The following is a 14021-nucleotide window of genomic DNA, read 5'->3' on the forward strand; positions in this document are numbered from 1 at the left end:
GGCAGAATCAGTGCGTGGATCGCAAAAGCGATTCCCTAGCAGGTCTTGCTATGCGCTTGCTTCAGGACAAATCTCGGTAAGAAATCCAAAGCTGGTCTAACCCGCCGTCATACCGGCGGCTTCGAAATATCTGCCGACGCAGCGCTGGATGTGACTTTCGATCAAGGCGTCGGGATCCGTTGGCATGTTACCGAACTCAAGGCCCATGAATGCTTGTGAAACCAAAGTTTCGGGCATCCCGTGTTCTTTCAAACCGCTGATGAGACCGTTTAATGCCGTCGCGATCTTGGGGTCCGTCCAATAATAACGGATCCTGTCGCTATAGCTGTAGGTCCTCAGAATGCTCAGCTCTGCGTCTGTGCCGCTATAGTAGTTTCGCCAGTAGCCGGGATTGTCGTCCATCTGGGCACCGATGACGCTTCGGATGTTCGAGGCCTCATCAATGTTCAGCTGTTCTTCAATCGTGGCCAAGGCCCAGACGGCTTCACGGAACCGGAAGGTCAACTCTGGACCTACCTTGAGAAAGAAGAAGTGGGTGCGGACGAGATTGGCCAATGCATCCGTTGATTGGTAATCTGTGGAGTGCGCCTCAAACGTCAGGCCGTCTTCGTCTAGGATAGCGTCGCTCAACGGGCGGGCTTTTTCAGGAACGAAGGGATAAATCGACGTGTGCCCGAAATCGACGCCGGGCTGGGTCACCACGGAGACGATGCGCGACCATGCCGCGTCCAACCCTTTGGCCGCCCAAGCGTCGCGGTGCGTTTGGATTGTATCGCGGAATCTGTCGACGGACGTAACGTCCAGCGCATCTGGTTCTTCGGTCTCGCCACCCGGAATAGGAACTTCGGTTCCGATGATATAGAAAAGCTCTTCGGGGTTTGGTGCATGGGCCTCTGCCACGGCACACAGATCGGCGGCGCGTTCCGCAATTTGCGCGAACGTCGGGTTCGGTTCGCCGCCGCAGGCCATGCTGGTATCAAGGTGGATCTTCTTGAAACCGGCTTGCACGTAAGATTTTACGAGCTCGCGGGATTTCTCCATCGCGGTCTCAAGCGGTTCGTCCTTCCAGACGTTCGGGCCAAGGTGGTCACCGCCAAGGATAAGCTGATCCATGGGCACACCTGCCTCTGCCGCCATACCGCTGAGCCACGCCATAAAATCAGACGCCGTCATGCCGGTATAACCGCCGTACTGGTTCACCTGATTACAGGTCGCTTCAATAACAGTCGGAAAGCCGGTCTGCTTGGCATAGGCCAGAACAGCCCGCAGCACATGTTCGTTGGCGGTGCAAAAACAGGGCAGGCCGATCGCTTCGCCGTTACGGTTACGGGCGATCAAATCATGAACGGGGCTCATGCGACATTCTCACTTCTTTGGGTTTCAAGAAACTTGGCGATCTGCGCTGGGCTGGAATTACCTTCCATCGGTCCGCGCCGAGTGACCGCTAGTGCGCCTGCGGCATTTGCCTGTGTGCCGGCATCAAGCAGGGATGCGCCCTGTGCCAGTAGGGAAATAAACGTTCCGCCGAAACAGTCGCCTGCACCGGTGGGGTCGATCTCCTCCACGGAATGTCCTGTGAAGTCAAACCTCTCGCCGCCGCTGACAACTGTAGCACCGTGCGCACCGCGTTTGATTACGATGACCTCCGCTTTGGACGCCAACAGCTTTTCGATTGCGGCATCTTCGGACATGTCGGGAAACAGGAAACCAAGGTCGCTGGTGCTGGGCATGAGGTAAGTGCTGCGATCTATCGCTTCTTGAAGCGCGTCGCGCACCGCTTCATCCCTCATCAATTCTGGACGGGCATTCGGATCGCAACTGATCTTGCCGCCAGCATCATCGATACGGCGCAGCGTCGGCACAATCATGTCGCGCATACGGGGATTGCCAAGCGATGCTGCCGAGACATGTAGAATGGTGTTGGCTGGATCAAACGCATCTTCCGGCACGTCGAAATGGTCGGACGCTGTGTTTTCCATATGGAAGATAAAGTCACGATTTCCGTCAGTATAATAAGAGACAAAGGCCACACCCGTTGTGCGGTCCGCGTTGACCGTCACGCCTTTGGTTCCGACACCATCACCCTTCAAGCGATCAAGGACAGCTCTGCCGAACCCGTCATTCCCGATGCCGCCAATCATCTCGGTGGGGGCACCCATACGGGCGGCCTGATCCAGAAAGATCGCAGGAGCACCGCTGGGGTAGGGACCGGAGTAATCGCCGACCTGCGATAGACCGCAGTCTTTCGTGTGCGAAACAAACTCCACCAGGATTTCCCCGATCGTCACAACTTTGAGATTCTTCGCCATCACCCGTCCGCTCCCTTTGTAAAAGGAAGTTAGTTCCTTTTGTTCCGCGTGTCAAAAAAAGTTAGCGCTTTTGCGGACCGTTGTTATAGTGGGCATTACAAGCAGTGGAGAAGATTGATGCCAAAGCCTCTTATCAAGACAATGGAAGAATTATCGGTTGCAATTGGGGTTTCTCGTCCGACGCTGTCGCGCTTCTTTCAGGACCCGACATCGGTCAAGGCTACTACCGTAGCGCGAATCGAGCGAGGGCTCTCACAGGTCGAATACGTCCCCAATTTCTTTGCGACTCGCCTCAATCGAAAATCCACCGGAATTATCGGAGTGATCATTCCGTACCTTAACGACCTCTTCTTTACCAAGCTTCTGGAGGGGATCGAGGCCGCCGCGATGGAGGCGGGTTTGACTGTCATCACACAATGCTCACACTCCGATCCGGCCATCGAAGCGCGTGCGGCAGAGACCTTTATGTCGATGAATATGGACGGTGCTTTGGTCGCGCCATTGGGGGATCATAGTGACTGGTCAGTGCACCTTAGGTTGAAATCGCGACTGCCATTCGTATTGATGGACTCACGGCCAAGGACGATGCCTGACGTCGATTTTGTTGGGACAAACCATCGCCAAAGCACTGGTTTAATTACAGAATATCTTTGTCGTGTGGGCGATCCGCCTGTGTTTCTTGCGATGCCGAGGGTCAACTTTAACGCGTTGGAGCGTGAAGCCGCCTATATAGAGCAGATGGAAGAGTTGGGTTTCGAGCCGCGTGTAATCGGTACAGAGCTGATCGGCGAAGACTGGCATTTCGAAGAGCACGGGGCGGCGGTGCTGGGCGACGAATTCGCGCGGGGGCGGCTGACGGAGAGCTCTATTTTATGCGCCAACGACCGCGTTGCGATCGGCGCGCTGCACGCGGCATCGCGCCATGGATTGAAGCCCGGCCGCGCTGAATTCGGCGGTTTGCGGATTGCGGGTCACGACGATTATCCGCTGTGCCCTTACATGAATCCCGCTTTGACAACCGTGGCTCAGGATACCGATGCGATCGGCCAGAAAGCCGTTTCTAGACTTCTGCAGATCATCAATGGCGGAGGAGAGGCGGGCGCGCCAGAGCTCACCTTGTTCGACGGAACGCTAAAATTGCGTGATTCCGCTTAGGGTTAATTAATGCCGCATTGCAGCAACCATAGGCTTAAATAAAATTCTTGACTCAAGCTTGGTCATGCCCATACATTTACACGTGTAAAAAAGGGAGGACGTCAATGTCTATTAAAACAAAGCTGCTGACCACTGCGGTCGGATTTGGCTTGTCTGCGGGTATCGCAGCCAGCGCCATGGCAGAAGAAATTACGATCGCGACAGTGAACAATGCTGACATGATCACCATGCAAGAGCTCGCGCCAGCGTGGGAAGAGGCAACAGGCAACACCATCAACTGGGTTGTTCTGGAAGAGAACGTACTGCGTCAGCGCACGACAACAGACATTGCAACAGGTGGCGGTTCTTTCGACATCATGTTCATCGGTGCTTATGAAACACCGATCTGGGGTGCCAAAGACTGGCTCACACCATTGAACGATTTCGCGGATGACGCGGACTATGATCTGGAAGACGTCTTCCCGCTGGTACGCAACGGTCTGTCTGCAAACGGCAACCTTTACGCTTTGCCGCTTTATTCAGAGACATCTTTCACATTCTACCGCACCGACCTGTTCGAAGCGGCGGGTGTTGAAGTGCCAACAGCGCAGCCAACATACGAAGAGTTCGCGGAAATGGCAGCCAAGCTGCACGATCCAGACAACGGCGTATACGGAACTTGCCAGCGCGGCAAAGCCGGCTGGGGCGAGAACATGGCCTTTGTTGGTACAGTTGCGAACGCGTTTGGCGCTGACTGGTTCGACATGGACTGGAATCCACAGCTGGACAGCCCAGAGTGGAACGCAGCCGTCACTTACTATGTCGACCTGATGAACAACTCGGGCCCTCCCGGAGCATCTGCTAACGGTCACAACGAAAACCGTGCTTTGTTCAAAGACGGCAAGTGCGCCACATGGGTAGACGCGACATCCGCTGCTGGTGATGTGCGCAACCCCGAGACATCTTCGGTTGCCGACAAAACAGATTTCTTCCAGGCACCAAAGCAGGTTACCGACAAGGGTACAGGCTGGTTCTGGTCATGGGCGCTCGCCATCCCGGCAAGCTCCAAGAAAGTCGACGAAGCAAAAAGCTTCCTGAAGTGGGCAACATCCAAAGAGTACTTTGAGATGGTTGGCGAATCCAAAGGTTGGGTTGCGGTTCCAAGTGGTACACGCAAGTCCGTTGAAGAAGACGCGCGTCGTCTGGAAGCAGCGCCTTTCGCCAACACAATTGTTGAAGCGATCCTGTCAGTAAACCCTGCGGACCCAACACGTGATCCGGTCCCTTACACAGGTGTTCAGTTTGTTGCGATCCCTGAGTTCCAGGGCATTGGTAACTACGTCGGCCAGCAGGTTGCTGCTGCTCTGGCGGGGCAGTCGACAGTTGAAGAAGCTCTGGCAAACAGCCAGAAGTTCGCAGTACGCGAAATGACAAAAGCCGGTTATATCAAGTAACTAGTACTTCGGAGCCGGCGCGATTTTGCGCCGGTTCCCTTTAATTGCTATCATTCACATCACAGCGTTTTAGAAAGGACCTCGTTTGAGGTCTTCCCTTAAGTGCTGACACGACACTCGCCGGGAGGACGAACCGTATGGCCACCAAAGCTTCAAGATCTTCTGCGCGACTGATGATTGCCCCAGCGGTAATCCTTTTGCTGGGTTGGATGATCATACCTCTGGGTATGACACTCTATTTCTCGTTTCTGCGATATAACCTGCTGCAGCCGGGGTTGGCTCCGTTTGTGGGGTGGGAGAACTATTACTGGTTCTTTACAGACCCCAGCTTTACCGCAGCGATGTGGAACACGCTGGTGCTGGTGGGTGGTGTGCTGACCATCACCACAATCGGCGGTATCTGTTTTGCGTTGCTTCTGGACCGCCCGATGTTCGGTCAGGGCATTATCCGCATCATGGTCATTGCGCCCTTTTTCGTTATGCCAACGGTCTCAGGCCTTGTCTGGAAAAACATGTTCATGAATCCGGTGAATGGCATCTTTGGCCAGATTGCGACCGGACTTGGTTTTCAACCGATTGATTTTTTTGGGCAAATCCCCATGGCATCAATCATCTTTATTGTTTCGTGGATGTGGTTACCCTTTGCCACCCTCATCCTGCTTACGGCCCTGCAATCATTGGACCAGGAACAGCTTGAGGCCGCAGAGATGGATGGTGCCAGCTGGGCAAACCGGTTCTGGTTCATTATGCTGCCGCACCTTGCACGCGCTATTACGGTCGTCATTCTGATCCAAACGATCTTTTTGCTGTCGATCTTCGCCGAAATCCTAGTGACCACCAACGGCGGTCCCGGTGTCGCGACAACGAACCTCACCTATCTGATCTATGTGTCATCGCTTCTGCAATTTGATGTGGGTATCGGCAGTGCCGGTGGTGTGGTCGCAATCATTCTCGCCAATATCGTCGCATTCTTCCTGATGCGTATGATCGGCAAGAACCTCGACGCATAAGGGAGGGAACGGATATGGCACGCGCAGTTTCGAACAAGAAGAAAATCTCCAATACCGCCGTTGCGGGCATCCTTGGTTTCTTCATGTTCTTCCCGATCCTCTGGATCCTGATTTTGTCCTTCAAGACAGAAGAGGACGCCATCCGCGCACCACTCGAAGTTCTGTTCGGGTCCGGCTGGACATTTGACAGCTTTGCAGCGGTGCAGGCGCGGTCGGATTACTTCAAGCATTTTATGAACTCGGTGATTATCTCTCTGGGCTCGACGCTTGTCGGTCTGATCATCGCGATCCCGGCAGCCTGGGCCATGGCCTTTGTGCCAGCCAAGCGCACGAAAGACGTGCTGATGTGGATGTTGTCGACCAAGATGTTGCCGCCGGTGGGCGTTTTGATCCCGATCTATCTGATCTTCCGTGATCTTGGCATCCTCGATTCACGCATCGGCCTGACCTTTGTGCTGATGATGATCAACCTGCCGATTATCATCTGGATGCTCTATACATACTTCAAGGAAATTCCTGGTGAAATTCTGGAAGCTGCCCGCATGGACGGGGCCTCCCTGCGGGACGAAGTGCTTTATGTTCTGACGCCAATGGCTATTCCGGGCATGGCATCTACTGCGCTCTTGAATATCATTCTGGCTTGGAACGAAGCGTTCTGGACGCTCAACCTGACGTCTGCCAAAGCCGCACCGCTCACCGCGTTTATCGCCAGCTACTCAAGCCCCGAAGGGCTGTTCTATGCCAAGCTGAGCGCGGCTTCCATCATGGCGATTGCGCCGATTTTGATTATGGGCTGGTTCAGCCAGAAACAACTTGTCCGGGGTCTGACCTTCGGTGCTGTGAAGTAAGGGAAAAATCATGGGACGTATACAGCTCAAGCAGGTTCAAAAGAAGTTCGGCGATGTCGAGGTTATCCCACCGCTGGATCTTGAAATCGAAGAAGGCGAATTCGTTGTTTTCGTCGGCCCTTCTGGCTGCGGCAAGTCTACACTGCTGCGCCTGATCGCGGGACTGGAAGACACGACGAGCGGCAACATCGAAATTGACGGTGCCGATGCCACGGACCTGCCGCCGGCGAAACGCGGTCTGGCGATGGTGTTCCAATCTTATGCGCTTTATCCGCATATGTCGGTGCGCAAGAACATCGCGTTCCCGATGAAGATGGCAAAGATGCCGGAAGACGAACAGAACCGTCGGATCGAAAGCGCCGCGAAAGCGCTGAACCTGACGGACTACCTTGATCGCAAGCCCGGTCAGTTGTCCGGTGGCCAGCGCCAGCGTGTCGCCATTGGTCGTGCGATTGTACGCGAACCCGCAGCGTTCCTGTTCGATGAACCGCTATCAAACCTCGACGCTGCTTTGCGGGTGGGCATGCGGATGGAAATCGGCGAGCTGCACAAGAAGCTTGAAACAACGATGATTTACGTGACCCACGATCAAGTCGAAGCCATGACCATGGCGGACAAGATTGTTGTGCTGCAGGCCGGTGTAATCGAGCAGGTCGGAAGCCCGCTTGAGCTTTACCGCACGCCACGCAACAAATTTGTTGCGGGTTTTATCGGTAGCCCGAAGATGAACCTGATTGAGGGCAATGAAGCCGCCAAGCACAGCGCCCACACAATCGGCATCCGCCCAGAGCATATCGAAGTGTCCACGACCGAAGGTCAATGGAAGGGGACGGTTGGCGTAGCAGAGCATCTGGGGTCGGATACGTTCATCCACATTCACGGTATTGAAGGCTGCGATCCGATGACCGTACGCACGGCAGGTGACGTTCCTGTCAAGCACGGCGACACAGTGTTCCTTACGCCAAACCCATCTTTGATCCACAAGTTCGGCGCCGACGGTCTGCGTCTGGCTTAAATCCGACTGACGGATGAACAGCCGGACTTTTCCGGCAGAAAACGTGTGAACTGATGCAAGATACGATGCTGAAACTCTCCAATGCCGCATTGCATGATTTGCCCGATGGCGTCAGCGGTCCCAACTATGACCGCTCGGCGATCAAGCCGGGGATCGTTCATATCGGTTTGGGCAATTTTCACCGGGCGCATCAGGCGTGGTATCTGCACCGTTTGATGCAGCAAGGCCAGGCGCTTGATTGGGGTATTATCGGCGCAGGTGTGCGTGCCGGTGATGAAGCACAGCGTCAACGGCTCGCGGGGCAGGATTATCTGACCACGTTAATCGAGCTGGACCCAAAGGGCCGTTCGGCTGAGGTCGTCGGCTCCATGATCGGGTTTGTTCCGGTTGAGGGCGACAACGCTGGGCTTATCGCGCAGATGGCCGCACCTGAAATCCGCATAGTCGCGCTGACGGTTACCGAAGGGGGGTACTACATCGACCCTGTGACCAAGCAGTTCGATGCGCGGCACCCTGATATGCAGTATGACGCTGCGCATCCGGACCGACCACGTACCGCATTCGGCGCGATGATCGCTGCACTGAAAGATCGGCGTGCTATTGGCACAGGTCCTTTCACAGGGCAAAGCTGTGACAACCTGCAAGGCAATGGTGCAATCCTGCGCCAGACGCTTGTGTCGCTTGCGCGGATGTCTGATCCCGATCTTGCGGATTGGATTGATGCTAACTGCACTTTTCCCAATTCAATGGTAGATTGCATTGTCCCTGCCACGGGACCCAAAGAGCTGGAGCTTGTCAAGCGCTTCGGCATTGCAGACGCGGCACCGGTCACGCACGAGAATTTCCGACAATGGGTCATCGAAGATAATTTTTGTGCCGGTCGCCCTGATTGGGACAAAGCCGGCGCAACTTTTACGGACGAAGTACACGCGTTTGAAGCCATGAAAATTCGGCTTCTGAACGGGAGCCACCAATTGATTGCAAATGCCGGTGAGGTTCTGTCGGTCGAGTTTATCTCTGACTGTATGGATCATCCGCTGATCGGTGACTTCGTGCGTAAGGTCGCCAAGACAGAGATCGCTTTGCAGGTTGCACCGGTGCCGGGTATGACGCCTGCCGCCTACGTTGATCTGGTTGACCGCCGTTTCTCCAACCCAGAGATCATCGATACCGTGCGCCGGGTCGCGTTTGACGGCTCTTCACGGCATCCGGGTTTCATACTGCCGACGCTGCGTGCTGCGCTCGCAAAGGGCGATCCGATGGACGGGTTGGCCCTGTCTCAGGCGATCTGGGCACGGATGTGCGCAGGCACCCGCGAGGACGGGACCAAAATTGCGCCAAATGATCCGGTCTGGGAAAAGCTGACGATTGCGGCCGTTGCCGCCAAGAATAATCCGCAAATCTGGTTGGAGCAGCGTGATTTTTACGGCGATCTTGCTGACAACACGGCGCTTCAGGACAGCTTCAGACATTGGCTTTCGTTGATCTGGTCGGACGGCCTTGAAGCTGCGCTTCGTACATACCTGCAAGGATAATTAGGAATGAAAGCTGTTGTCTTCACTGGGAAGAATGAAGTTCAGTTTACCGACTTGCCCGACCCCAAGCCTGCCGCCGATGAAGTTGTCGTCAAGGTAAAGGCAAGCGGGATTTGTCATACGGATTACGAGGTCCTCAAAGACAACTATGGCACAGGCGCGTTTCCGGTTGTACCGGGGCACGAATATGCGGGCGTCGTTGTCGAGGTCGGCTCGGATGTGCACGGCGTTTCCGTTGGTGACCGCGTGGCGGTTGATCCGAACCGCGAATGCGGAACGTGTCGCGCTTGCAAGCGGGGCTGGGCGCATTTGTGCGAAAATCTGGGTGCCTACGGTGTTACTCAAAATGGCGGGTTTGCCGAATTCAGCCTTGTGAAAGCGTCCGCTGTGCACTCGATTGGCGAGATGAGCTTTCTGCAGGCTGCGTTGGCTGAACCGATGGGATGTGTGCTGAACGGCGTTGCTGCGGTTCACGCGCCTTGGATGGAAGAGGCGTTAATATTTGGCGCGGGTCCGATGGGCTTGCTGATGGGCATGGCGTTAAAGGCCGAGGGTGTCTCTACGGTTGCCTTTGTAGATATCGCAGAAAGCCGGCTTGAGCTGGCGGAGAGCTTTGGGTTTGATGCAGTGCCATCGGGCTCTGATGCCCTGAAAAGCTGGCATCACCGCGCAGATCTGGCTGTGGAAGCCACGGGCGTATCGGCTGTTGCTTCGGGTTTGACCGGCTATATGGCGAACGGCGGTAAGGGATTGTTCTTTGGCGTTTGCCCGTCGGATGCCGAAATAGAGGTCTCGCCGTTTGAGGTGTTCCGCAGGCAGTTGACGCTGGCAGGATCACACTCGCTCAACCACAACATCCCCCGTTCGCTTGAGGTTATCGCGGGGCTTGGCGCAGATGTCGACCGCGCGGTGTCGCACCGCCTTTCATTGGGCGAGATCGCGGAGACATTGGCCACAAAGCCGCCGAAAGACAGCTTGAAAGTTCAGTGGTTGGCCGACTGATCCAATCTCCTAGTGTGGCACCAGAACCTGTTTGTGTTCTTTGGCCGTCCGCCGTGTCAGCACCTGTCGGCGGACGAAGGCCAGCAGGAACATGGCTGTCAGTATCAGAATGATGGTGGGCGCGGGTGCGCTGTCGATGAAGAAGCTGGCATATGTTCCAAGCAACATCGCGGACATACACACCCCGACCGACACCCAAAGCATTGTCGAAAAGGTACGCACCAGCAAGAATGCGATAGCCCCCGGCGCGATCAAAAGACCGATGGCAAGGATCAGACCAGCTGCCGACAGTGTCGCGACGATCGTGAGCGACAGGGCGGTCAGCATCCCGTAGTGCAGCCAGTTTACCCGCAAGCCAGAGGCCTGTGCCTGTGCCGGATCAAAGCTGTGCAGCAGCCAATCGCGCCATTTAAGCACCAGCGCACCAGCGACAATCACGGCAATCACGCCCGCAGTCCACAACTCTCCTGCATCAATGCCGAGCATGTTGCCGAATAGAATGTGGTCCAGGTGGGCGTTCGTCTCAATCGAGACATAGAGCACAATGCCCAATCCAAACATGCCAGAGAAGACGACACCCATCACCGTATCCTGCTTTACGCGGCTATTGGTTGCCAGATAGCCCGTTGCCACGGCGCAGGTCATGCCCGCGACAAAGGCACCGATGATCAGCGGGATACCAATGATATAGGCAATCACGATTCCCGGCAGCACGGCATGGCTAACCGCATCGCCCATCAAGGCCCATCCTTTCAGCACCAGAAAGCATGACAGCAGGGCGGTGGGTACGGATACGATGAGGCAGATCAGAAAGGCATTCTGCATAAAAGCAAAGCGGAAAGGCAGGGTCAGTGTCTCGATATCCATCACAGCTCTTCCACCGTAAACCGGCCGCTTGCGAGCGCCGCTGCGGATTTGCGCCGCGCGGCAAGCAATCCGTGTTTGGGTGCGAATACAAAAGCTCCAAGAAAGATCAGTGTCTGCAAGACCACGATGATGCCGCCTGTCGCCCCGTCCAGAAAATAGCTCGCGTAGGCTCCGACAAAGCTGGTGATTGCGCCAATCGCAACCGAAAGCGCAATCAGACGGGGGAAACGGTCACAAATCAGATAGGCTGTGGCCCCCGGCGTCACGACCATCGCAATTACCAAAAAGGCACCGACTGTCTGCATCGCGGCCACGACAGATGCAGAGAGCAGCACAAAAAACACAGCCTTAAGCAGGCCGGGCCGCAACCCGATGGTGCGGGCGTGGCTCTCGTCAAAGAAAACGACCATCAGGTCTTTCCATTTGGCCAGCAAAACAGCCAGAGAAACGAAACCGATGATCGCCAGTTGCAGCGTGTCTTCCGGTGTAATGGCAAGGATGTTGCCCATTGTTATCGTCTGGATCGACACGGACATCGGGCTGATGGAGACGATGAACAGGCCCAGACCGAAGAACGACGTAAAGATAAGCCCGATGATTACATCGACTTTCAGGCCGGAGCGTTCAGAGAGGAAAAGCATCGCCCCTGCGGCCAGCCCGCCTGCAATAAACGCCCCGAGCGCGAAGGGCAGGCCAAGCAGGTATGCACCCGCAACGCCCGGAACGACAGAATGGGAGAGGGCGTCACCGATCAGGGACCAGCCCTTGAGCATGAGGTAGGCCGACAGAAAGGCACAAACCCCGCCGACCAATGCGGATACCCACATAGCGTTTACCATGTAGCTGTAGCTAAAGGGTTGCAGGATAAGGTCTATCATGTCGTTTGATCCGTGCGCTGCGTCTTGTCGCCGTATTGGACCAAAGGCCGCTCATCATCGGTAAAGATCGTGACCGCGCGGGCGTCTTCATCATCATGCAGCGCATCACCACCCAGTGTGAAGTGACGCAACACACCCCCAAAGGCCTGTTCCAGATTGGCACGGGTAAAGGTTGTTTCTGTCAGGCCGTGGGCCAGCACGGTGCCTTTGACCAGAATGGCGCGGTCGCAGAATTCCGGCACGGAGCCGAGGTTATGAGTGGAGACAAGCATCACGCGACCCTCGTCGCGCAATTCCTGCAAAAGCTTCACGATCTGTTCTTCGGTGGTGACATCGACGCCGGTGAAGGGCTCATCCAGCAGGATAACCTGACCATCCTGTGCCAAGGCCCGCGCCAGAAAAACGCGTTTGCGTTGCCCTCCTGACAGTTCGCCGATCTGGCGGTGACGAAATTCCTGCATACCCACGCGCTCCAGCGCCAGATTGACCGCCTCGTGGTCGGCCTGCTTTGGTCGACGCAAGAAACTCATATGGCCATAGCGGCCCATCATCACCACGTCCTCAACGAGCACAGGGAAGGCCCAATCCACTTCTTCCGACTGGGGTACATAGGCGACAATATTCTGTGCCAATGCACTTTTTACGTCTTGCCCCAGAATTCGAATGTTGCCTTTGGCTGTCGGCACAAAACCCATGATCGCCTTGAACAAGGTGGATTTACCCGCGCCATTGATCCCGACCAAAGCGGTGACCGTGCCGCGCGGGATTTCAAAGCTCGCGTTCCATAGTGCGGTGTGACCATTGCGATAGGTCACCGTGACATCGCGCGCCATGAGGCCCGGCGCGGCTGGAACCTTGGCAGTCTTGCCTTGAGTAATCTCGGCTTGCATCGGATATCCTTGCGATTGTGGTGAGGCTTACTTGATTGCGGACAACCCGTCCGTCACGGTCGTCGTGGTGACGCGCAAAAGATCGAGGTAGGTTGGCACCGGACCATCGGCGGCGCTCAGGCTGTCGACATAAAGCACGCCGCCATAGCGGGCACCGGTCTCGCGTGCGATCTGCTTGGCAGGGGCCGTGCTGACAGTGCTTTCACAAAAGACAACGGGGATGTCGTTTGCTCTCACCCCATCGATGACGTTGCGGACCTGCTGCGGTGTTCCGACCTGATCGGCGTTCATCGGCCAAAGATACAGCTCTTGCAGGCCCAGATCGCGCGCCAGATAACTAAAGGCGCCTTCGCAGGTGACAAGCCAACGCTGGTTTTCCGGCAGATCGGCAATGGCTTCGCGCAGAGGTTCCAGGGTTTCGCGCAGGGTCTGCTTGTACCGCGCGGCGTTGGCGACGTAAGTTGTCGTGTTTTCGGGATCATTCTCAACAAACGCTTTGACGATATTATCTACATAAATCAGCGCGTTTTCCAAACCCATCCACGCGTGCGGGTTAGGCTGGCCCTCATAGCTGCCCGAAGAAATCGAGATAGGCTCGATCCCGTCCGTCAGGGTGACTGCAGGAACATCTTTCATATTGGAGAGGAACTGCTCGAACCACAGTTCAAGGTTCAGACCGTTCCACAAGATCAGATCGGCATCATAGGCGCGCACGATGTCCTGCGGCGTCGGCTCGTATCCGTGGATCTCCGCACCCGGCTTAGTGACCGAAACCACCTCGGCTTTGTCGCCCGCAACCTGTGCCGCCATATCGGCCAGCACAGTGAAGGTGGTGACAACTTTCATCTTGTCTTGCGCCTGCGCAGCACCTGCCAAAATGGATGCCCAAAGGAGAACGGGCAGTGAAATGCGTAGAAGTCTCATGTGAAAGTCTCCTCAAAACCAACGTATTACAATCTACATGCAAACCATTCGCAACAGATGTCAACGACTTTGCGAATAATTCGCATGTAGCGGCATTGTCTGGTGGATCAATGGACGCTCCTGCATCTTTTATCGGCAGAGGCATGCCACAGCCC

At 55.7% G+C, this 14021-nt stretch carries 13 protein-coding genes; 7 read left to right on the top strand and 6 right to left on the bottom strand.

Annotation, left to right across the window (positions count from 1 at the left end):
* Nucleotides 1–96 precede the first annotated feature (96 nt).
* A complete protein-coding gene (locus Z946_RS0115305; protein ID WP_025056601.1) occupies nucleotides 97–1356 on the bottom strand; it encodes a class II D-tagatose-bisphosphate aldolase, non-catalytic subunit in 1260 nt (419 codons plus the stop codon).
* Nucleotides 1353–2309: a carbohydrate kinase family protein gene (locus Z946_RS0115310; protein ID WP_025056602.1), complete on the bottom strand. Its 957-nt coding sequence runs from the start codon at nucleotides 2307–2309 to the stop codon at nucleotides 1353–1355. The genes Z946_RS0115305 and Z946_RS0115310 overlap by 4 nt, the downstream gene beginning before the upstream one ends.
* Before the next feature lie 117 nt (nucleotides 2310–2426).
* On the opposite strand from Z946_RS0115310, the gene Z946_RS0115315 reads away from it, so the two are divergent.
* The 7 genes from Z946_RS0115315 (at nucleotide 2427) to Z946_RS0115345 (ending at nucleotide 10307) form a co-directional block, all read left to right on the top strand.
* Nucleotides 2427–3464 carry a LacI family DNA-binding transcriptional regulator gene (locus tag Z946_RS0115315; protein WP_025056603.1) on the top strand — a complete coding sequence of 346 codons (1038 nt, stop codon included), beginning with the start codon at nucleotides 2427–2429 and terminating at the stop codon, nucleotides 3462–3464.
* A 104-nt stretch (nucleotides 3465–3568) separates the two neighbouring features.
* Entirely contained in the window at nucleotides 3569–4897 is a 1329-nt protein-coding gene (locus tag Z946_RS0115320; protein ID WP_025056604.1) for an ABC transporter substrate-binding protein, read from the top strand.
* A gap of 137 nt (nucleotides 4898–5034) precedes the next feature.
* The gene (locus Z946_RS0115325) at nucleotides 5035–5907 is read left to right on the top strand and encodes a carbohydrate ABC transporter permease (RefSeq protein WP_025056605.1); all 873 of its coding nucleotides are present in this window, start codon (nucleotides 5035–5037) and stop codon (nucleotides 5905–5907) included.
* 14 nt (nucleotides 5908–5921) lie between these two features.
* Nucleotides 5922–6755 (top strand): carbohydrate ABC transporter permease, encoded by an 834-nt coding sequence (locus Z946_RS0115330; protein ID WP_025056606.1) that lies wholly within the window; start codon nucleotides 5922–5924, stop codon nucleotides 6753–6755.
* Between the two features lie 10 nt (nucleotides 6756–6765).
* Nucleotides 6766–7770 carry an ABC transporter ATP-binding protein gene (locus tag Z946_RS0115335; RefSeq protein ID WP_025056607.1) on the top strand — a complete coding sequence of 335 codons (1005 nt, stop codon included), beginning with the start codon at nucleotides 6766–6768 and terminating at the stop codon, nucleotides 7768–7770.
* A 53-nt stretch (nucleotides 7771–7823) separates the two neighbouring features.
* Nucleotides 7824–9305 (top strand): mannitol dehydrogenase family protein, encoded by a 1482-nt coding sequence (locus Z946_RS0115340; protein ID WP_241461341.1) that lies wholly within the window; start codon nucleotides 7824–7826, stop codon nucleotides 9303–9305.
* A 6-nt stretch (nucleotides 9306–9311) separates the two neighbouring features.
* Nucleotides 9312–10307, top strand: a complete 996-nt coding sequence (locus Z946_RS0115345) for a zinc-dependent alcohol dehydrogenase family protein (protein ID WP_025056609.1) — start codon at nucleotides 9312–9314, stop codon at nucleotides 10305–10307.
* Between the two features lie 9 nt (nucleotides 10308–10316).
* Here the strand turns inward: Z946_RS0115345 and Z946_RS0115350 are convergent, their stop codons facing one another.
* From Z946_RS0115350 to Z946_RS0115365, 4 genes are read right to left on the bottom strand one after another with little or no spacing between them, the layout of a single operon-like run.
* Nucleotides 10317–11174: a metal ABC transporter permease gene (locus Z946_RS0115350; protein ID WP_025056610.1), complete on the bottom strand. Its 858-nt coding sequence runs from the start codon at nucleotides 11172–11174 to the stop codon at nucleotides 10317–10319.
* Nucleotides 11174–12052 (bottom strand): metal ABC transporter permease, encoded by an 879-nt coding sequence (locus tag Z946_RS0115355; RefSeq protein WP_025056611.1) that lies wholly within the window; start codon nucleotides 12050–12052, stop codon nucleotides 11174–11176. The genes Z946_RS0115350 and Z946_RS0115355 overlap by 1 nt, the downstream gene beginning before the upstream one ends.
* Complete coding sequence (locus Z946_RS0115360) at nucleotides 12049–12942, bottom strand: manganese/iron ABC transporter ATP-binding protein (protein WP_025056612.1); 894 nt, start codon at nucleotides 12940–12942, stop codon at nucleotides 12049–12051. The genes Z946_RS0115355 and Z946_RS0115360 overlap by 4 nt, the downstream gene beginning before the upstream one ends.
* Nucleotides 12943–12969: 27 nt before the next feature.
* The gene (locus Z946_RS0115365) at nucleotides 12970–13866 is read right to left on the bottom strand and encodes a metal ABC transporter substrate-binding protein (RefSeq protein WP_025056613.1); all 897 of its coding nucleotides are present in this window, start codon (nucleotides 13864–13866) and stop codon (nucleotides 12970–12972) included.
* Between the last annotated feature and the right edge of the window lie 155 nt (nucleotides 13867–14021).

The sequence above is a fragment of the Sulfitobacter noctilucicola genome (genome assembly GCF_000622385.1).
Taxonomy (GTDB): domain Bacteria; phylum Pseudomonadota; class Alphaproteobacteria; order Rhodobacterales; family Rhodobacteraceae; genus Sulfitobacter; species Sulfitobacter noctilucicola.